Origin of the sequence: Pseudofrankia coriaricola (genome assembly GCF_001854805.1) — a bacterium.
GTDB lineage: Bacteria > Actinomycetota > Actinomycetes > Frankiales > Frankiaceae > Pseudofrankia.
Window position 1 is genome coordinate 1 of the sequence record NZ_MBLO01000275.1, and the last position, 19,918, is coordinate 19,918.

Here is a 19,918-nt window from a genome sequence, read left to right on the forward strand (position 1 = left end):
GGCCTGGGGCGCGGCCGAGTGTGGTGGACGGCCCACGGGCGCGGCCGAGCCTGGAGCAACGGCGGCGCGGGCTGGCCGCCGGGCGGCCGAGCCGGCGGCGGGTGGTGCTCGCGGGGATCGGGGCGGTCGCCGGCGTGGCCGGGGTGGCGGCGGCCGCCGGCGGCGCGGTGTACGCGGGCTGGCTGCCGGGGCGGGAACGGCTGGTGCGGGCGGTCGAGGGCTGTGGCGAGCCGGGCGCCGTGCCGGCGGTCGAGCCGGGCCCGGTCAGCGTCACGTCGTTCAGGAGCGCCGCCCGCCGCCGTGAGGTCGACCTGGTCGTCGCCTACCCACCCGGGTACGAGCCGCGCGCCGCCGGCGAGGGTGAGACGCCGGGCGGGGGCGAGACGCCGGGCGGAGGCGACGCGACAGGCGAGGATGCCGGCCTCGCGCTGCCGGTGTGCCTGGTGCTGCACGGGCGAGGTGACGCGGCGCGAGCCCTCGTCGGGCCGCTCTCGGCTCAGGCCTTTCTCGCGGCCGCGGCCGCCACCGGCGTGGCGCCGTTCGCGCTCGCCGCGGTCGACGGCGGCGAGACCTACTGGCATCGGCGGGCGGACGGCGACGACCCGGAGACGATGCTGCTCGGCGAGGTGCTGCCCAGGCTCGCCGCCCAGGGGCTGAGCACGGACCGGTTCGCCGCGTACGGCTGGTCGATGGGCGGGTATGGCGCGCTGCTGCTCGCCCGGCGCCATCCGACCCGGGTGGTGGCCGTCGCCGCGAGCAGCCCGGCGGTGTGGCACTCCTACGGCGCCGCGGCTTCCGGCGCGTTCGACTCGGCGGCGGACTTCGACGACCACCGCGTGCTCGGCGCCGGCCCCGCGCGCGGCGTCGCCTACCGGATCGACTGCGGCCACGCGGACCCGTTCAGCCGCGTCGACCACGAGCTCGCCGACGAGCTGGCCGCCGCCGAGCGCGGCTTCCCCGCCGGCTGCCACGACTTCGGTTTCTGGCGCCGCCAGCTCCCCGCCCAGCTGGCCTTCCTCGGCCGCGCCCTGTCGACCTGACCGGCGCGGGAAGAGGCCGGGGCGGGTTGGCGGTTGGGGACAGACGTGACGTCGCAGTCTTCCGGGCCGTTCCCGGTGCCACTGTCCGTGCTCGACCTTGTCCCTGTGGGCAGCGGGGTGACGGCCGGCGAGGCCATTCACAACTCGCTCGACCTGGCCCGGCATACCGAGCAGCTGGGCTTCGTCCGCTACTGGCTGGCGGAGCACCATGGCATGCCGGGGATCGCGAGCTCCGCGACCGCGCTGCTGATCGGCCAGGTCGCTGCGGCGACGTCGACGATCCGGGTCGGCTCCGGCGGCGTCATGCTGCCCAACCACTCTCCGCTGGTCGTCGCCGAGCAGTTCGGCACCCTCGGCGCGATGTTCCCCGGCCGGATCGACCTCGGCCTCGGCCGCGCCCCCGGCACCGACCCGGCGACCGCCCGGGCACTACGGCGCCTTACGGGTCGAGCCCTCACCGAGGACGAGTTCCCCGACCAGCTCGCCGAGCTGACCACCTTCCTCGCCGGCGCGGAGTTCCCCACCGGCCACCGGCTGCACGGGGTGAGCGCCTTCCCACGCGCCGAGGTGCCGCCGATCTGGCTGCTCGGGTCGAGCGGCTACAGCGCCCAGGTCGCCGGGATCCTGTCGCTACCGTTCTCGTTCGCGCACCACTTCAGCTCGCAGAACACGGTTCCGGCGCTCGACCTCTACCGGTCGTCGTTCCGCCCGTCGCCGGGGCGGGAGCGGCCGTACGCGATGGTCGCCACCGCCGTGCTGGTCGCCGACACCGACGAGCGGGCCGACTGGCTCGCCGGACCGATCCGGCTGACGATGATGCGGCTGCGTACCGGCCGCCCGGCGGCCTACCCGACGCCTGAGGAGGCCGCCGCCTACCCGTGGACCGAGCTGGAGCGGTCCGCGGCCCGGCAGGCGACCGCGTCGCACGTCGTCGGCTCGCCGGAGACCGTCCGCGCCGGGCTTCAGCGGCTGCTCGACGCGACCGGCGCCGACGAGCTGATGGTCACGACGAACGTCCACGGCCACGCCGACCGCGTCCGTTCCTACGAGCTGCTCGCCGAGCTCGCCAAAGACCTGACCCCCCCGTCGCGCCCCTCGGTCGCCGCCGCTTCCCGCTGACAGCGCCTCGCCCCTCACCGGGTTGACTGAGGCTGCCTCCGCTCAGGCGGCGTCGCGCTCGACATCGCCGAGGGGACGCGCTCGGGGCGGGCGCGCGGGGCGGGTCATCTTCGACGGGTGCAGGACGCGCTCGGTGATCCGGGCTACGAGGCCCCGGGGCAGGAAGCGCGGGGCGTTGGCCGACAGCCGGTACTGCCAGCCGTCGATCACGTAGGGCGTGCCGCGCCGCAGGCCGCGGAAGGCGGTGGCGACGACCTCCTCCGGCGTGCGCATCCGCCCGCCGGTGGCCACCTGGTAGCCGAGGTCCTCGAAGAAGTCCGTCTCGGTCTGCGCCGGGCACAGTGCCAGGATCCGCACGCCGCTGCGGCGATACTCCGCCCACAGCGCGGTGGTGAACGACAGCACGAACGCCTTCGCCGCGCCGTAGACGGCCATGTGCGGCACGGCCTGGAACCCCTGCACCGAGCTGAGGTTGATCAGCGTGCCGCGCCCGCGCTCGAGCATGCCGGGCAGGAACAGGTGGGTCATCCGCTCGACGGCGGAGCACAGAAGCATGACCTCGCGATGGTTCTGCTCCATGTCGAGCGTGTGGTAGTTGCCGTGGACGCCGAAGCCGGCGTTGTTGACCAGCACGTCGATCGTGAGGTCGAGCTCGGCGACCTGCGCGGCCAGCTTGTCCGGCCCCTCCTCGAAGGCGAGGTCGACCCCGATCTCGTGGACGGTGACCGGGTGGCGCGCGCGCAGCCAGGCCGCCGCGGCGGCCAGCTTCTCGTTCGGCAGCGCGGCGATCACGATGTCCGCCCCGCGGCGGGCGAACCCGGCCGCGAGCGCGAGCCCGATCCCCGACGAGGCGCCCGTGATCAGAGCCGTCTGACCCCGATAATCATCCATAAGATCACCAGTCGCCGCGCCGATCCGACAATTCACATTCGATCGTAGGCTGACTGGATTGCGCGCCGAAAGCGGGCAGTCGGTTAGTCGACAGCGGCGGGCCAGGATTTTGGCCCGCGTGAACCCTGACGGAAGTGCCTGGTAAGGGCCTGCGTGAACCTGACGGAAGTGCCTGGTAAGGGCCCGCGTGAACCCTGACGGAAGTGCCTGGTCAGGGCCGTGCCGAATTGGCCCCGGCGCTCCTCGACGTCAGTTGTCGAGCAGCTCGCGCAGCGCCTTGCGGTCGGTCTTGAGGACGCCCGTGAGCGGCAGCGAGTCGACGATCCTGATCTCGCGTGGGTACTTGACCGCCGAGATCCGCTCGCGCGCGTACGCCACCAGGTCCGCCGGCGTCACGGTCGCGCCGGGCGCGAGCTGGACGAACGCCACGGCCTCCTCGCCGTGCGCCGGGTCCGGCCGGCCGACGACGCCGCAGGCGACCACGTCCGGGTGCGTGAGCAGCGCGTCCTCGATGTCGCGCGGGTAGATGTTGAAGCCGTTGCGGATGATCACATCCTTGATCCGGTCGACGACGTAGAGGTAGCCGTCCTCGTCGAGCCGGCCGACGTCGCCGGTGTGCAGCCAGCCGCCGCGCAGGGCGCGTGCGGTCTCCTCCGGCGCATGCCAGTAGCCGGTCATCAGCGACGGCCCGCGCAGGCAGATCTCGCCGGTCCCGCCCGTCGCAGCCTCCGTCCCGTCCGCCAGCTCGACGCGCACCTCGACGCCGGCCGCCGGCCGCCCGACGCTGCCCGGCCGCACGGCGCTGCCCGGCGTCGACGTGGCGATCGCCGCGACCTCCGTGCAGCCGTAGCCCTCCGCCAGCGTGGCGTGCGGCAGCCGTCGCGCCCACTCCAGCGAGGTCTCGCGGGGCAGCGGGGCGCTGCCGCTGACGACCTTGCGCAGGCTGCCGGTCTCATACTCCTCGACCGGCACCTCGAGCAGCATCCGGACCATCGACGGCACCAGCGCGCTCGACTGGACGCCGTGCCGGGCGACGAGCGTCAGCCAGCCGACCGGGTCGAACCAGCGCATCAGCACCGACGTGGACGGCCCGGCCGCGTGCAGCCCCATGACGCTGATGGTGAGCCCGTAGACGTGCGAGAGCGGGAGCGGCGACAGGCCCACCCGGGGCAGGCCGTCATCCGGGGAGTCCTGCTGCCGGGAGAGGTGGGCGGCCCAGGCGGCGGCCGACAGCGCGTCATGGCTGAGCACGACGCCCTTGGAGCGCCCGGTGGTGCCCCCGGTGTAGAGCAGCGTGGCCATCTCGGCGGACGAGGTGTCCACCAGCGGTGCCTCGTCGCCTGCCTCGAGCTGGGCGAAGTCGAGCACCGGCGGCACCGGGCCGGGCTCCCCGTCGCTGCCGCCACCGTCGTCCTTGGCGCCGTCAGAGGTACCGCCAGCGAGCACGACCGCCGTCACTGTGGGGATGCCCCTGGCCGCGCCGAGCACCTTCGCCAGGAACTCCGGTGTCGTGATGACGAGCCGGGCGCCGCTGTCGGCGAGCACATGCCGCAGCTCCGGTTCACCGATCAGGAACAGCACCGGGGCGACGACGCCGCCCGCCCGCCAGACCGCGTTGTAGGAGATCCCCACCTCGGGGCAGTTCGCCATGCACACGACCACCCGGTCGCCGGGCCGCAGGCCGGCGCTGATCAGCCCGCTGGCGAGCCGGTTGGACCGGCTCGCCAGCACCGAGCCCGTCCAGCGCTGGTCCTCGAACACCAGCAGCGAGCTGTCGCCCACCCGCTCGCGTGCGAGCTCCGCCAGCAACGCCAGGCTGCTTCCGGTCGCCGCGGCCACTCTCGTCGCCACCATGCACAACCCCCTCGACAGCCTTCGCCGCACCGGCGCCTCCAGGCGGGTCGAACCGTGGGTGAGTTACACCACATGCCCGCAATCCGTCATGTTGCACCCGGTGCCGCTTCGGTGCCACACCTGCCGGCCGCCCCCCCGCCGGAAACCAGCCAAGCCGGGTTTCGATCGGCTCCTAGTCTCGCGCCTTGTCCGCCACGCTGACGGTCGGCAGGCTGGCCGGCGGGCGACGTGACCTGCTCCGGGACCGGCTTGTCAGCGGCAAACGAGAGCTGGGGTGCCGGGGTCCGGACCGTGATCACGGTCCGGACCCCGGCACCCCAGCGGGAAGTTCTGGTTTTCTGGTGCCAGCCGTGCCTGTCGAGACGTCAGGAGCGGCTGCTGCGGGCCATCTTGATGGTCTTCTCGAGCTGGTCGCGGTCGACCTCGGCCACCCGGCCGTTGCTGGAGACCGTCGGGATGTGGCCGCCGTTGAGGACCAGGTCGGTGGTGTGCCGCAGGCCCATGTCCTTCTGCTCGACGTCGAGGATCGCCTCCTCGACGCGGTAGAGCTTCTCGACCTGGGCGACCCGCGCCTCGACCTGCGCGGCCACCACGCGCAGCCGCCGCTCCGCCTTGGCCAGGTGGCGCTCCAGCCGCCGGTCCCGCCAGTTCGGCATCGGGTCGTCGCGCTCGGTCGGGTCGTGCAGGTAGAGCTCGACGACGACCGCCACCAGCGGGATGAGGCCCTGGAACAGGATCAGCGGCAGGCTGACATCGGAGGCCGAGCCCTCCACACGCACCAGCACACCGGCGATCATGAGAACCAGGAAGATGAGCGCGGTGAGCCACAGTGCGAGCGGCGACGACTTCGAGTCCACCAGCTGTGGGCGGATATCCTGGTCGATCACGAGCCGTCCGTTGTCGGCCGCGGACAGGAACTGTCGCTGGGCCCTGGCGAAGATCGAGCCCTTGATGGCGTGCGAGAGGGCAAAGCCCGCGAAGAACACGGCGATGCCGAGTAGACCGCCGAGCCACCAGCCCACGCTGAACTGCGGGGTGTCGTCGAGGGCGGCGTAGGCGCTCGCGAACACGTAGAAGTCCAGTGCGGCGAGCACCAGGAGCACCACGGTGCGGGGGCCCTTCCCCAGGTGCAGCTGGGGAATGCGTTCCTGGATGCCGACGCTACGCCACAGGCGGCCCTGTTCGATCTTGTGGCGCATGAGCTCGGACTGCCGCTCACGCCGCTCCGCCCGAGCGTCGATCTCGGTGCGCAGCTCGGCGATTTCCTCTTCGAGGGAGCGCGCGTCGGCCCGGGTCGCGGCCCGGATCTCCTGAACCTCCGCGTCCTCGAGGGTCTTGAGGACCTTAGGACGGGTCTCGGCGCCAGCCAGCGCGATGTCGGCGTCCCCGACCCGGCGGATCAGCTGCTTAGCCAGTTTCCCCGGCTGGTTACCCCTGCGCAGCACCTGGGTCTCGCTTTCCGTATCTCTTCGTGCCTGTGTCGATGTGGTTCAGGGCCGGGGCGTCTGTCCTGGCCGGTGTGCGGGGCCGGCGGGGGACCTCGGCCTGGACGGGAACTACCTGAGTCGGTCGTCGAGTGGGCATGCGCATCAGCCGGGCGTCGTCGCCATCAGTCGATTGGCCGGGAGTAGCTGCCGGCGAGGAAGCACAGCATCGCGAAGATAGCGCCGATGATCGGGGCGATGACCGTCTCGCTACCCGAGCCATCGCCCGAGCCATCGCCGTTCGCGAAGACTGCGATGAAGACCAGCGCGGTCAGGCCCACGAACGCCGCGACCGCGCCAATCATGAAGCGGCGCTGGATGGTGTCACGCGGCGGGAGCTCGGAGAGCGCGTCGATCGGCGCGATCAGGCCCGCCCGTGCCCGGTTGCCGATGCGCCGACGGACGTCACGCAGCCGGAAGGTGTTGCCGGACAGGAAGAAGCCGATCGCCGTCACGAAGATCGAGCCGCTGACGGAGACCCGAACGGACGACGAGGACGGCATCGTGAGCCACAGGAACCCGACGACCAGCACCATCGAGATGCCACAGATGAAGATGACGACGGCGGATCGCATCAGCGCCGGCGCGTAGTGCTGGTCCCGAGCCTCGCTGAAGGCACTGCCCCGAGCCTTTCGCGCGCGCCCCATCGTCTGCGTGGACGCGATGAACGACCCGTCCGGACCAGTGGCGGGCTCGGTGCCTGGCCTGTCCCGCTGCTCGTAGATGCTGCTCATACCAGTGCCTCCGGTCGATAACCCTCAGGAATGAGGCCTCCGGCGGCGTGCAGGCGGCGTGATATTGCGCCTCCTGCTAGCTGGTTGGCCCTGATGCGTGCGAAGCCCGCGGCGGCCGGTTTGGTCCCGCCGACGGCAAGGCCGCGTGGCGTCACCCTGGCGGGTGAAACCACGCGGCTCTCGGTGGCCGCCGAGCGGCTAGCTGCAGTCACTGCTCAGCCGCCGACACAGTTCGCCCCTCAGATAGCGCGAGAGATCCTGCTGGGGTGCCGTCAGATCACCCTGGTTCGTGCCGATGAAACGGATCTTGGTGTCCTTGACGGCACTGATCTGTGAGGTAGCGAAACAGCGCTCGACGATGCCCTCGGCCACGCTCACGGTCGCCTGCTTGTCGTCCAGGTTCATGCAGTCGCCCTGCTCGCCGGTGCCCATCAGGTCGCTCCAGACGACCACGGTGACGTCGCCGAGGTTCACACCGGGGGTGTTGCGCAGGGACTGGACGTCGTCGTTGACGGCGCCGAGCAGGCTCGTGACGCTGCCGGTCGCGCTGACCGGGGTCTCCTGCACGACGTGGCTGAACTCCGTCTGCAGCGCCTCGCCGCCCTTGGTGCGGTCCTTGGTCTGCCGAGTGCTGTTGGCGCGCTTGACGAGGAACGGCGTGTCGCCGGTGAAGCATGGGAAGGTCTTCACGCCGGCGCCGGTGCCGCCGTTGGCGATGACCTTGACGTACTGGCCGTCGGTGAGCGCCGTGTCGATGTAGGGCCGCATGGCCGTCGCGACCTGCTCCCCGGTCGCAGCGGAGTTGTTGGACAGGTCGAGCAGGACGAGCAGGAGAGGCGTGGCCGCGTTCTTCTTTGGCTTCTCCTGGTAGGTCGAGCAGTCGCCGGCCTTCTTGCCGAGAAGGCTGTTCATGTCACAGCCGGCCAAGACCGGCACCAGGACCAGCAGACCGGCCAAGGCCATGGCGAGCCGGCTACGGAGGTGAGGGGTGCTGAGGGTGATCACTTGAGGACGATCTCCACCTTGCGGCGGGTGGAGTCCGGCACGCCGTCCTGCGCGCCATCCTCACCCTTCGGGACAACCTGAAGGACCGAGCCGTCGATGCCGTCCCCGACCAGGACCGCCTTCACCGCTTCCCCGCGGTGCCTCGACAGCTCCAGGTTCGCGTCGGTGGAGCCGAGACCGTCGGTGTAGCCGACGATCTCGATCCTTCCCGCGTGCTCGCGCAGGGTCGGCACGATCTCGGCCAGGGCCTGGGTCGCCTCCGGCAGCAGCTGGTCGCTGCCGACGTCGAACAGGTAGTCCGAGCTGACCGTTGTCACCTGGCTGCCGTCGGACTGCCTGATGAACTTGCCGATCGGTGGCAGCTCGTTGGGGATGACGGTGGGCTTCGCCCTTGTGCCCGCCGCGGCCGGGGTGAAGGTCGTGTCGTCGCCGCTGGTGGAGCACCCGGCCGCCGTGACGACAAGCGCGCCAGCAGCCAGGATGGCCGCGGCGCGTAGACGAGCTACCGGGGTGAGCCGCATCGTGGGCGATTCCTCCCCGGTAGTGAGGTTGGCGTGGTACACAGTCAGCCCCTAACTGCGAACGCGGGGCCAAACATAACGGGGCAAGCCGGATCGACCTGCGGCAGGCCGGCTCGTTGTTCTCCAAGTGGGGCGGAAGCGTGCGGCGTTGTCGAATAGGTCACTCATGGGTTGAGTGGTGCCAGTGCGACTCTTCGCCATCAAGCACCTTAGTCGGGCGTTTGGGGCCACCGTTCGTGAGGACCCCGCATCCTGGGTGACCTGGCGCGACCCTTTGCGGCGGGTCGGGGTGATCCCGCGTGACACGGCCGTGGCCGCGCCGGGCGCCCCGCGCCGCTGCGCGGCCTATCGATCGGTCCTGTCGCCGGGACCTTTGGCCTTGTTTGATCGCCCAAACGCCCGCGACGCCGGGCCGCTCGCCCGGCGGTGCTGAGGCCGAAGCGACTGGGCTACAGCGGCCTGGCGGTGACGAAGATCGCGGTGGAGGGGAGGTAGTGGCCGCGGACGGGCCCCCACTGGCCCCAGACCTCGTGGTTGTCCTCCGGCCACTCCGGCTCGACGACGTCGAGCAGAGTGAGCCCGGCGGCCACGATCTCGCGGACCCGGTCGCCCATGGTCCGGTGCGTCTCGACGTAGGCCGGCTGTCCGGACCCGTCGCGCTCCAGGTAGGCGCGCCGGTCGAAGTAGCTCTGAATGACCCGCATCCCGGCCTCGTCCGGCTCGTCGGGCAGGCACCAGATCATCGGGTGGTTGGTCGAGAACACCCAGCGCCCGCCGGGCCGCAGCACCCGGGCGACCTCGCGCATCACCGCCCCGCTGTCCGCGACGAACGGCACCGCGCCGAACGCCGAGCAGGCGAGATCGACAGACTCGGAGGCGATGGGCAGCGCGGCCGCGTCCGCCTGGGCGAGCGGCACCGGGATCCCGGTACGCCGGCTGAGCTCGACGCCATGGGCGAGCTGGCCCGCGGAGATGTCGACGCCGACTACGTGGGCGCCGTGCGCGGCGAGCCAGCGGGCGCACTGCGCCGCCCCGCAGCCGACCTCGAGCACCCGGCGGCCCGCGACGTCGCCGAGCAGGCGGACCTGGGACTCGCGCAGCCCCTCCGGGCACCAGCAGAAGTCGACGTCGCCGAGGAACGCGCCGTGCTCGCGCTGGTAGTCGCTCGCCTCGTCCTCCCAGTAGCGCCGGCTCGCGGTCCGCGCCGTCGCCTCGTCGACCTGCTCGTACCGCACCAGCGCCGCGTCACTCACCACGCCAGTCTCCCGCCCAGCCATGACCTGCGTCCGATCAGCCTGTGCATTGCACGCCGGGCCGGAAAGCGATGCGTTCACGCGACCCAGCCACCGCTGGCGACAGCGCGTCAGCGCACCGCTGACCCGGCCGCCTCTTCTACCCCGGAGCGGACCAGCCACCGCTCCATGCCTCACCCCAAAACCAGCGCGGGCCGGGCGCCCCCGGCATCCCACGGTTCTAACCGTCAAGCGACGAGGTCGGGCGCAACGCCCCTCTGGTGAGCTGCCACCGCGACCCAGCCACAGCAAGTGACGGCGCATTGGCGCACTGCCAACGCGACCACATCCCGACCCCGATCGACACCAGCCCCGGCCGTACACCTGGACTCAGCCCCGAAATCAGGCTAGGAGGGCGCCCTAGGCGCCCGATGGCGAAGCCGGGGTTCCTGCCGGATCTGCGGAGCAGATCTGGGAGGTCCGGAGCGGTCGCGCAAGCGACCTTCGAGCCGGCTTCGCCTTATGTCTGCATGACGGCCGCGCCGATGACGGCACGGTCGCCGGCGACGCTGACCGGGGTGTAGACGACCTCGGCGCCGCCCTCGTTGTCGACGAACCGGCCGCGCCGGCTCTCACCGACGAGCCGGGCACGGCCCTCCAGCGAGCCGACGCGTACCTCGTGGCCCGCGGGCCCGAACGGCCCCGTGCCGGACAGGCCCGACCCCGTCGCGACCGGTGTGGCGTATATCCGGACGACGGCGCCGGGCACCGTCGTCCAGCGCAGCACGGTGCCGCCGAGGGTCGCCCGGCTCTCCAGGTCGGTCACGGGACGCGGGCGGGGCACCGCGGTCACGGTCACCTCGGCGCAGCTGGACGGGTCGAACATGGCGCTGGCGACGGGCGGGGCCACCCAGACGCGGTAGCGATAGGTCGCGCCGGCCTGGACGTCGTTGTCGAGGTACTGCCCGCCGGAGCCGCGAAACCGGCGCATCGCCCCCTGGAAGGACGACGACTCGTCGAAGATCCGCTCGATGACGACCCTGTTGTGGCCGGGAATCGGACGCCAGGACAGGGCCACCGCGTCGCCGTCGAGGTCGGCGCGCAGCGCCGTCACGCTGGGCACCAGGATGCGGGGCATGGTGCTGACCGGGGTCGACGCGGCCGGCGACGGTTCCTGGCCGGTGCCGCCACCGCCGCCCGAGTGCCCGGTCGCGTCGCGGAACGTCGCGACGACCTGGTGGCGGAAGGGCACGCCCTTGGGCACGCCGGCGTCGAACAGCTCGGTGACCCCGGTGGTGCCCAGCCCGCGGGAGCGCCAGCCGCCCGGGGCGGCCGGGTCGGCGATCAGCCGGAACACCCGGTAGACGACGCCGGGCGTGGGCGACGGCGCCCAGCGCAGCGCGATCGCGCCGTCCTCCTCGAGGGCGGTGAGCTCCGCGGGCGGCAGCGGCCGGCTTTCCGTCGGCTGGGAACGAGCGCTGTCGGCCCGGGCGTCCCGGCTGGTCTCCCGGGGCTCCCGGACCTGCCGGATCGACTCCGCGGGCCCCGTTCCCACTCGCCCGGGCTCCGGTCGGCCCGTCGCGGGCCGACCCGTCGGTGGGAGGCTGGCGTCGCTGTCCGACCGGCTGGGCGGGACGTCGACGGTCGTGCCGCGGAGGCGGCGCGGCGTGGTGGCCGTCGCGTCGACGTCCACGTAGCTCGGGTCGACCGCGCGGATCGTGTCGAGGAAGATCTGCCGAGCGGCGGCGGGGCGCATCCGCGTCTTCGGGTCTTTCTCCAGCAGGCCGAGCAGCGCGGCGGTGATCGGCCCGGCGTTCCGCGGCGGTGGCGCCGGGGCGAGCACGATCGCCGCGAGCATCGCGCTGAAGCTCTCCCGCGCGAACGGTGCCTGACCTTCCACAGCGAAGTAAAGAGTGCCGCCAAGACTGAAAAGGTCGGCTTCCAACGTCGCTGGCTCGTTGTTCAGCCGTTCTGGGGCCATGTAAAGCGGGGTACCGATAACACCGGTCACGGTCAGTGTCGGATCGCCGTCGCCGGTCGCGATCCCGAAGTCGGTGAGGACGACCCGGCCGTCGTGCGCCATCAGCACGTTCGACGGCTTGACGTCGCGGTGGATGACGCCGAACTCGCCCGCGGCCGAGAGCGCGTCAACCATCGCGAGGCCGACGCGGGCGACCTCGGCGGGCGGCAGGGGCCCGTCCTGGCGGATGACGTCGAACAGCGACCGCGACTGCACCAGCTCCATGACGATCCAGGGCAGGCCGTCCTCCAGGACGACGTCGAGGATCGTCACGACGTGCGGGTGCGCGCGCAGCTTCGCGGCGTGCTTGGCCTCGCGCAGCGCGCGCTCGACCCGGTCGGCACGCTCCTCGTCGGGCACACCGCCGGCGAACTCGATCTCCTTGAGCGCCACCTCGGCCTCTAGGAGCTTGTCGAAGGCACGCCAGACGGTCCCCATCGCGCCCGCGCCCAGCGGAGCGAGAAGCCGATAGCGTCCCGCCACTACTCGGACTGCGGCTGGACCGGCCGTCACGTCACCCCCATAACCCCGTTGGGACGTGTGCCGCCGCGGGCACGGAGGGCGAGCATTTCCCCGCCCCTCCGGCCCGAACGGGCGTTCCCCCGGCCATTCCATCATCCCGGACGGCAATCTGGGCAGCCGTCTCGAACAGCTTCTCGCGTCTACCGCGGCCGGTCGTCAGCACCCATCCCGGCTCTCCCGGCACACTGACTCGCGTCTACAGAATGAATCTGGGTCGTCACTCAAAGACGTCGCTCGCCGCGCGCTACCGGCAGGCCTTTTGACCGTCCGAGTCACCGTAAGCCCGCGGGACGGGAGGGACCGCCTCAAGGCCGGAGAGTCTCGGCCCAGAGCGCGACGCCACCAGGCTCGTCGACCGGGCGGTGGCCGGTGAGGCCGTCCACCAGCTCGACCAGCGCGGCCCGATTGCGCGCCGGGCCGATGAGGACGGCGTCGGGATGCAGCGCCGCGTACGCCTCACGCAGGCCGGGCAACGCCAGCGCCTCGGCGGGGGTCAGCGTGCCCGCCTCCACCCGCAGCATCGCGGTCGTCAGCGGGCTCGGGGCGCCGTGGAACTGCGCCCCGCCGTTCGGCGCGGGCACGGTGCAGTAGCAGCCCGCCAGCCTGAACCGGTAGTCAGCGTGGGCCTGCCAGAGCATCGCGGCCGGCGTGTCCGGCCGCGGGTAGGGCGCCACCAGCACCGTCGAGCCGCGCGGGATCACGTCCACCGCCGCCGTCGTGAAGAACTCCGGCGCCCGCATCTCGCGGGCGTGCAACGACGCCGGGACGAGCGGGAGCAGCGCGGCCGCGGCGAGCACCGCCGCGCCCGCGCGGCGCGGCGACGGCCGGAAGCGAAGCTGCTCCAGCCAGATGGCGAGCGCCAGCCCCGCGAACATCGTCAGGTAGAGCGACAGCCGGGACGGCAGCGCGCTGCCCAGCAACGGCAGCCTCTCGACGGCGGCCCACGGCAGCGGGACGCGGGTGATCCGGCCGTCGACGTGCAGGTGCCCGCCGAGCGAGAGCAGCGCGACGAGGACGAACAGCGGGATGAGGACCCGGACGAGCGGATCCCGGCGCAGCCGGACGGCGAGCACCGCGAGCAGCACCAGCAGGGGAACGCCGAGGTAGCCGCTGACCTCCACGGCGTTGCCGGTGAACCCGAGGCTGTGGTCGAGCGCCTGGCCTGGCGCCAGCCACTGCAACGGCGTCGGCACGACGAAGGTGAACAGGTCGGCGACCGCGACGTCGTGCGGCTGGATCGCGCCGTGGACCCGGTGCGGCCCGAAGAACTGCACCGCCAGCGGCCAGGCGAGCAGCACGCCGGCGACGAGCGCGCACCAGCCCAGCATCCGCGCGATCTGGCCGGCCTTCGCCAGCGCCACCGACGGGTGATAGACGGCCAGGATCAGCAGGCCAAGCGCGCCCACCAGCGCGGATGTCGCCAGCAGCTCCTCGCTGATGAGGGCCTGCGCGGCGACGGCGAGGCCGAGCAGCAGCCCGGTGCGCCGCGCGCTGCGTCGGCCAGGGTGCCCGCGGTCGCGCGAGGCTTCGCCATCGTCGCGCGACCGCGGGCCGGGGCCGCGGACGAGCAGGTCATGCAGCAGCGCCAGGAGCAGCGGCGGGAACGGGGCGAACGTCAGATGCAGGTGGCCGAGGGAGGCGCCGACCATGTACGGGCTGAAGCCGTAGAGCAGGCCCGCGACCGCCGCCGGCCCGGTTCCCGCCCAGCGGCGGGCCACGCCGTACATCGCGATCGCCGAGACGGCCGGGGCGAGCGTGAGCAGGGTGTTCAGCGCGGCCACCGGGCCGGCGAGCAGCGTCACCGGCGCGACGAGGACACCGAGCAGCACCACCGGGGTGCTCCACAGGATGCTGACGCCGTCCGGCGCGTTGATCATGTCGGTGACGAACGGGTTCATCCCATGGCCGATGGCGTGCGGGACCCAGCCGATGTACCAGGTGAACAGCGTCGCGTCCGAGACGCCGTAGCCGCGGGCACCCGGGTCCACCCACAGCGAGCGCAGCATCAGCACGGCCAGCGCACAGTAGGCGGCGAACAGTAACAGCCAGCGCGGCACTCGTCGCGGCTCGTGGCGGCGATGCCCGGGCCCAGCCCCCCGGCGCCCCGTTCTGCCCGGGAAGCGGCTGCCAGGCTCGGACGCCGGCGAACTTGGCGACAACGGTGACGTTGGCGACAACGGCGACAAGGGCGCGGTGGATGTTGACGTCGGGGCCTCTGCCGGGCCAGCGGTGGCCGAGGAGCCACGCCCGTCGCGGGCAGAGGCGATCGGACGCTCGTCGGTGGCGGACATATCACCCCTAGACCGGCCCAGCGTGGCCATGCCGCGCCGTCACCCACGACGCGTCGTCCGGAACTTTACCGGTAATGGGGGATTGGTCGCTTTCGGTAAACCACCATCGATCAGGCCGTCTCTGACCGAGCATGGTCACGAATGGCCCGTACCGTGCCGCCGTAAGCGGATCAGTGGGGCGGTCCTGAGACGTACTTCAGGCGGCCTCGGACGAGGTGCCCGGGTGCCACTCCGAGACCAGGGCGCGCCATTCGCGGTAACGGGCCAGCTGGTAGGTGGTGGCGACGACACCGGCGGAGTCGAGGACGGCGACGGGGTACCCGAGCTCGGCGCGGTAGCCGCGCTCACCGACTATGACCCGCCCGCCGAGCCGGACGACACCGACGACTATCGGTAGCGACGTCCAGCGGGGATGCGGCGCCGCGGCCAGCTCCGCGGGGTCGCGCCAGGCATACAGCCCGCAGCCGCACTCCGCCTCGGGGATGCCACCTGAGCCGGTCTCGTCGCGAGCTCCGGGCGGCCTGTCGTGCTCACCCGGTGGCCTGTCGTGCGGGCCACGCAGACAGTGGGCGCGGGTGAGGCCGTCCGGTCGCCACAGCAGCAGCTCGGGCGGATAGGGCGACCAGGGCGTCCAGGCCGGCCGGAGCAGCCCGGCGCGGTCGACGGCCCACTGTCGCCAGCCCAGCAGGCTCATCGCCCGCGGGTGCCAGCCGTCGCCCCGGCCGGGACGGGCTCCGCCGGCTCGAGCGGTTCGGCCGGCACGGTCAGCGGTTCCTCATCCGGCCAGGAGATCGGCTCGTCCTCGACGATGCGTTCCGGCTTGCCGATGTCACCCATGCCTCCAGGGTCGGTCCCGGCCGGTGGCCGGTCAATCGCCTTCTCCCATCGGTCCCTCATCTCCCATCGACTTCTCCCACCGGCCCTTGCGCTCGGGGCGGAACCGACAGGCCCAGCCCGCCGGGTGACCGGGACGCCGGGCGGGTGCGGCCGGGGGGCGAGGCTTGGCCGCTGGCCCCGCGCCGAAGTTTGCGCGAAACATGTTCTTTACATGTGTTGCGGGTCTGTGAGTGCGCTGGGCGGCTGTGTGCGGGCTCCAGGTTCTACATCGTAATAGGACTTGATGGGCGGTGGCCGGATAGTTGAGGTCGTTTCCACAATGAACCGCCTGTGCTATATCTAGCCGTCAGCTCTGGTTAAGAAGAAACGGGAGAACTGCGGAGGTCCAGCGTGACGGCGACGTCGAGGCCGGCGGCTCCGAGGGGCACGCGCCCGCGGGTGTGAGTGCCACCAACCACCGCGGACGAGGTGGACGCGAACGTTCTCGAGCGGTTTCATTTCGTCGTTCGCCAATGCGCTGATGAAGTGGCACTTCGCTCACACAGAGGAACTCTCACCTTCGGTGAGATTGACCGTTGGTCGGATGATCTGGCCAACCGGCTGCTGGATCGCGCCAACACGACAACGGACGCCTCTCGTCCGGTTGCGCTGCTTTTCGGGCACGACCCGGCCGCCGTTGTCGCGATGATCGGCATTCTCAAGGCGGGTCGGCCATTTGTGCCGCTTGACGCGTACCTGCCGGCCGAGCGGATGGCCAAATCCTCGAGCTCGCCGGCGCCGACCTGTGCGTGTGCGCGGGCCCGTCCACAGGGCCCACCGTCGGGGGCACCGGCGGCTTGGCCGACGGATCGGACGCGGCGCCTGACCCGGCCAGCCTGCTCCCGTTCTGGGTCGAGCCGTTCCCGATCGGCGACCGCCCCGGCGCCGGCTACGAGGCCCAGGACGCCCGCGCGCCCGACGATCTCGGCGGCCTCGATGATCTCGACGCGGTGGCCACCGCCGCGCGCCCGGCGGCCCGCGCGCCCCGCCGACGGGGCCATGACCCGGCAATGCTGATCTTCACGTCCGGCTCCACCGGGATCCCCAAGGGCGTGGTGTGGAACCACGCCACCTTTAGTCCTCAGCTCCTCGTCGATCCGCGTCATCGCGGCGGCTGCGCGGGTTAGCGTAGGCACGGGATCTGGCAGCTAGTTGAGAAGGCTGTGGATCTGCCTTCGCCCGGTGGGGTTCTTCGAGGCTTAGCCAGGCCCGGGGTCCCTGCCGGATCGGCGGACGGGGTCCCTGCCGGATCGGCGAAGCCGATCTGGGAGGTCGTGATCTGGGAGGTGCGGATCTGCCAAGTGGTCGGATCAGCGCCGAACGTATGGATCGGCGATGGGCGGAATCTGGCAGATCGGTGGGGAGGCATATGAAGGTCCGGATCGGGGTCGGGTTCGCCGGGGCGGCGGGGGATGAGCTGTCCGGGCTGGTCAAGCGGATCGCTCAGCTTGGCATCGACTCGCTGTGGCTGTCCGAGCAGCTCTCGTCGCCCGCCGTCGACCCGATGATGGGGATGGCCTGGGCGCTGGCGCGCACGAACCGGCTCAAGGTCGGCACCGGCGTCGCTGTGCTGCCCGGCCGCAACCCCGCGCTGTTCGCCAAGCAGATCGTCTCGCTCGCCGCGCTCGCACCGGGCCGTGTACTGCCGGTCGTCGGGCTGGGCCCGGCGCGCGCCTCCGAGCGCAGCGCCTTCCCGGTGCCGCCAGGCCGCCGCGGCGACGTCTTCGACGAGGCACTGACGGTGGTGCGCCGGCTCCTCACCGAGGAGTCCGTCACCCACCAGGGCGAGTTCTTCCACCTGGACGCCATCGGGATCGGCGAGTTGCCGGCCCGCCCGCTCGACCTGTGGCTCGGGGGCGCCGCCCCGGCGGCGCTGCGCCGGATCGGCCGGCTCGGCGACGGCTGGCTCGCGAGCCTCGTCACCCCGGCCGACGCGGCGGCGGGCATCGAGGTCATCAACGCGACGGCGGCTGAGGCGGGCCGCGAGGTCGATCAGGAGCACTTCGGGCTGAGCCTGCGGGTCGCCTTCGACGAGCTCCCACCGGCGCAGCTGGCCGGCATCCGGGCACGGCGCCCGGACGTCGACCCCGGCGTGTTCGTCCCGGTCGGCTGGGACGCCGCTCGCGCGTCCATCGCCAACCACGTCGCCGCCGGCGTCAGCAAGTTCGTGATCTACCCCATGATCCGGCCCGAGGGCCTGCCCGCCTTCCTGGACGACTTCGCCCGCGAGCTAATGCCCCTACAGACCTGACCCCCGGCTCTTCTGCCCTGAGCTTTCCGCGGGGTCCCCGCCGATTGGCCACCGAGCGGGAGGGGCCGGGCATACCGGTGGGGCTGTGGCCCCGACATTGCCAATCGGTGGGGGAGGCGCAATCGGTGGGGAAGGGGCTAGGTGATGGAGAAGCCGCCGTCGACGGTGAGGACCTGGCCGGTGACGAAGCCGCCGGCGTCACTGGCGAGGAAGATCAGCGCCGCGGCAAGCTCCTCGGGGTCGCCGGTGCGGCCCAGCAGCCGTCGGGGCGACTGGGCCTCCAGATAGCCAGGGCGGTACTGGTCGGTCATCTCGCTGGCGAAGAAGCCGGGAGCGAGCGCGTTCACCCGGATGCCCTTGCGGGTGCCCCACTGCTGCGCCAGGTCCCTGGTCAGGCCGAACAGGCCCGACTTGCTGGCGGAGTATGCCGCCTGCGGCAGGCCCGCGGTCGTGATGCCGAGGACGCTGGAGATGTTGACGATGCTGCTGCCCGGCTTCATGACCCGGCCGCATGCCTGCGCCATCCAGTAGCAGCCGTTCAGGTTGAGGTCGACGACGGAGCGGAACTCCTCGGGGGTCTCCCGGGTGGCTGGCACAGCGGTGCCGATGCCGGCGTTGTTGACAAGGATGTCCACCCGGCCGAACTCGGCCATCGCCGCGGCGACGAGCGCCTGGCAGTCGGCCGGCTCGGTGACGTCGGTCCGCACCGCGACAGCCCGCTGGCCGACGCCCTCCACCAGCGTCTTGGTCTCCTTGAGCCGGTCCTCCCGGCGAGCCCCGAGGGCGACGTCCGCGCCCGCCTCGGCGAGCGCCTTCGCGAACGCGACGCCGAGGCCGGCCGACGCACCGGTGACGATGGCGACTCGGCCATCCAGCCGAAAACGGTCAAGCACGGTCATGAATGCTTCCCCACCGATCTCTGCTTCCCCACCGATCTGCTATGGACCGGCTGGACGTGATTCTGCACGTTCCGCCCTGCCCAGTCTCGGCAGCAGATCGGCGGAGACCCCTCGCCTGGCTGCTGGTCAAGGAACTCATATGGGCTGCTGCTGAGCAGTCAGCGCAACCTGGCCACCACTGGTGACGGCGCCTCAGCGCTGGCGTTAACCCAGCCACGTCGTCAGCTCGGAACCAGGTCAGCCACCGTCATAGGCCGCAAGCCCGAACCAGGTGGCGAGCAGGGTCCCTGCCGGATCGGCGAAGCCGATCTGGGAGGTTAGGCTCAGCGCCTGAGGGCGGTACCCGGCGCCGGGCGCGGAGCGTCCGGCGCGGGGCCGCCCCTTAGCGGAGGATGCCGGTGTGGCCGAGGGAGTAGCGGCCGGGCTGGGGCCATACCGACAGGCCGTGCGGGCCGGCGCCGACCGGGATGCGGGCCAGCAGCCCGCCGTCCTTGGTGGAGATCGCGTAGACCTCGCGGTTGTAGCGGCCGGAGAGCCACAGCACGTCGCCGTTGACCGAGACTCCGCCCATGTCCGGGCTGCCGCCCGGGATCTCCCAGCGGTCGACGATCTTTCTGGTGGCGAAGTCGATGAGCGAGATCGTCCCCTCCCCGCGGTTGGAGACGTACAGCACCTTGGCGTCACGGCTCGGGTAGAGGCCGTGGGCGCCCTTTCCGGTCGGCATGAACCCGATCTGGCGGAAGCTCTCACCGTCGATCAGGTGGACGCCGTTCTGGTCCATGTCCGCGACGTAGAAAACCTCGCCCTGAGGGTCGAGCTTGATGTCCTGCGGCATCCCGCCGATCGTGAGGTAGCCGAGCACCTCCTGGTTCTTCCAGTCGACCTTGACCAGCTTCCCGGAGAACTCGCAGGTGGCGATCAGGTAGCTTTCGTCGGCCGAGTAGTCGATGTGATCGACGCCGGGACAGGTCACCGGCAGCTGGCGGTGGAGCTTCCAGGTGCGCGCGTCATAGAAGTCCAGCCGCTGCTGAGCCTCGGCGACGACGATCGCGTACGTCCCATCCGGGGTGAAGTACATGTTGTACCAGGGCTGCGACAAAGTCGTGGGCGGCGTGTCGGCTGGCGTCGTGGGCCTGTAGCGGCTACGGCTGCCGGGTGTACCGGCCCGCGACGGCCGCC

The 19,918-nt window shown here is 71.8% G+C and carries 17 protein-coding genes and 1 pseudogene; 5 read left to right on the forward strand and 13 right to left on the reverse strand.

Features of this window, described 5'->3' with window-relative positions; genetic code table 11:
* Positions 1-1,040, forward strand: a 1,040-nt coding sequence (locus BCD48_RS43575; RefSeq protein WP_491677209.1) for an alpha/beta hydrolase, incomplete at its 5' end; no start/stop codon positions are given.
* Positions 1,041-1,085: 45 nt separating this feature from the next.
* A complete protein-coding gene (locus tag BCD48_RS43580) occupies positions 1,086-2,159 on the forward strand; it encodes an LLM class flavin-dependent oxidoreductase (protein WP_241842446.1) in 1,074 nt (357 codons plus the stop codon).
* Between the two features lie 42 nt (positions 2,160-2,201).
* Here the strand turns inward: BCD48_RS43580 and BCD48_RS43585 are convergent, their stop codons facing one another.
* The 11 genes from BCD48_RS43585 to BCD48_RS43635 all read right to left on the reverse strand — a co-directional run bounded on the left by BCD48_RS43585 (position 2,202) and on the right by BCD48_RS43635 (position 15,610).
* Complete coding sequence (locus tag BCD48_RS43585) at positions 2,202-3,050, reverse strand: SDR family NAD(P)-dependent oxidoreductase (protein WP_071054526.1); 849 nt, start codon at positions 3,048-3,050, stop codon at positions 2,202-2,204.
* 249 nt (positions 3,051-3,299) lie between these two features.
* The gene (locus tag BCD48_RS43590) at positions 3,300-4,904 is read right to left on the reverse strand and encodes a class I adenylate-forming enzyme family protein (protein ID WP_071054529.1); all 1,605 of its coding nucleotides are present in this window, start codon (positions 4,902-4,904) and stop codon (positions 3,300-3,302) included.
* 365 nt (positions 4,905-5,269) lie between these two features.
* Positions 5,270-6,349 (reverse strand): hypothetical protein, encoded by a 1,080-nt coding sequence (locus BCD48_RS43595; protein ID WP_071054531.1) that lies wholly within the window; start codon positions 6,347-6,349, stop codon positions 5,270-5,272.
* Between the two features lie 164 nt (positions 6,350-6,513).
* Positions 6,514-7,122 (reverse strand): hypothetical protein, encoded by a 609-nt coding sequence (locus tag BCD48_RS43600; protein WP_241842447.1) that lies wholly within the window; start codon positions 7,120-7,122, stop codon positions 6,514-6,516.
* Positions 7,123-7,320: 198 nt separating this feature from the next.
* Entirely contained in the window at positions 7,321-8,085 is a 765-nt protein-coding gene (locus tag BCD48_RS43605) for a hypothetical protein (protein WP_071054556.1), read from the reverse strand.
* Positions 8,086-8,123: 38 nt separating this feature from the next.
* Entirely contained in the window at positions 8,124-8,648 is a 525-nt protein-coding gene (locus BCD48_RS43610) for an OmpA family protein (RefSeq protein ID WP_083420118.1), read from the reverse strand.
* 449 nt (positions 8,649-9,097) lie between these two features.
* Entirely contained in the window at positions 9,098-9,901 is an 804-nt protein-coding gene (locus BCD48_RS43615; protein WP_083420122.1) for a class I SAM-dependent methyltransferase, read from the reverse strand.
* 499 nt (positions 9,902-10,400) lie between these two features.
* Positions 10,401-12,338 carry a protein kinase domain-containing protein gene (locus tag BCD48_RS43620; protein WP_241842451.1) on the reverse strand — a complete coding sequence of 646 codons (1,938 nt, stop codon included), beginning with the start codon at positions 12,336-12,338 and terminating at the stop codon, positions 10,401-10,403.
* 389 nt (positions 12,339-12,727) lie between these two features.
* Complete coding sequence (locus BCD48_RS43625) at positions 12,728-14,479, reverse strand: hypothetical protein (protein WP_241842448.1); 1,752 nt, start codon at positions 14,477-14,479, stop codon at positions 12,728-12,730.
* 430 nt (positions 14,480-14,909) lie between these two features.
* Entirely contained in the window at positions 14,910-15,407 is a 498-nt protein-coding gene (locus tag BCD48_RS43630; protein WP_071054541.1) for a hypothetical protein, read from the reverse strand.
* Complete coding sequence (locus BCD48_RS43635) at positions 15,404-15,610, reverse strand: hypothetical protein (RefSeq protein WP_071054543.1); 207 nt, start codon at positions 15,608-15,610, stop codon at positions 15,404-15,406. Before BCD48_RS43635 ends, BCD48_RS43630 begins: the two co-directional genes overlap by 4 nt.
* A gap of 408 nt (positions 15,611-16,018) precedes the next feature.
* On the opposite strand from BCD48_RS43635, the pseudogene BCD48_RS57100 reads away from it, so the two are divergent.
* The 3 genes and pseudogenes from BCD48_RS57100 to BCD48_RS43645 form a co-directional block, all read left to right on the forward strand.
* Positions 16,019-16,309 (forward strand): annotated as a pseudogene (locus tag BCD48_RS57100) (AMP-binding protein); the annotation flags it as partial.
* A gap of 77 nt (positions 16,310-16,386) precedes the next feature.
* On the forward strand, positions 16,387-16,716 hold the full coding sequence (locus BCD48_RS54660) for an AMP-binding protein (protein ID WP_131804240.1): 330 nt from the start codon (positions 16,387-16,389) through the stop codon (positions 16,714-16,716).
* A 242-nt stretch (positions 16,717-16,958) separates the two neighbouring features.
* Complete coding sequence (locus BCD48_RS43645; protein ID WP_071054547.1) at positions 16,959-17,840, forward strand: TIGR03854 family LLM class F420-dependent oxidoreductase; 882 nt, start codon at positions 16,959-16,961, stop codon at positions 17,838-17,840.
* A gap of 137 nt (positions 17,841-17,977) precedes the next feature.
* On the opposite strand, the gene BCD48_RS43650 is transcribed toward BCD48_RS43645, so the two are convergent.
* Positions 17,978-18,739 carry an SDR family NAD(P)-dependent oxidoreductase gene (locus tag BCD48_RS43650; RefSeq protein ID WP_071054549.1) on the reverse strand — a complete coding sequence of 254 codons (762 nt, stop codon included), beginning with the start codon at positions 18,737-18,739 and terminating at the stop codon, positions 17,978-17,980.
* Positions 18,740-19,121: 382 nt separating this feature from the next.
* Positions 19,122-19,918, reverse strand: a 797-nt coding sequence (locus tag BCD48_RS43655) for a YncE family protein (protein ID WP_241842449.1), incomplete at its 5' end; no start/stop codon positions are given.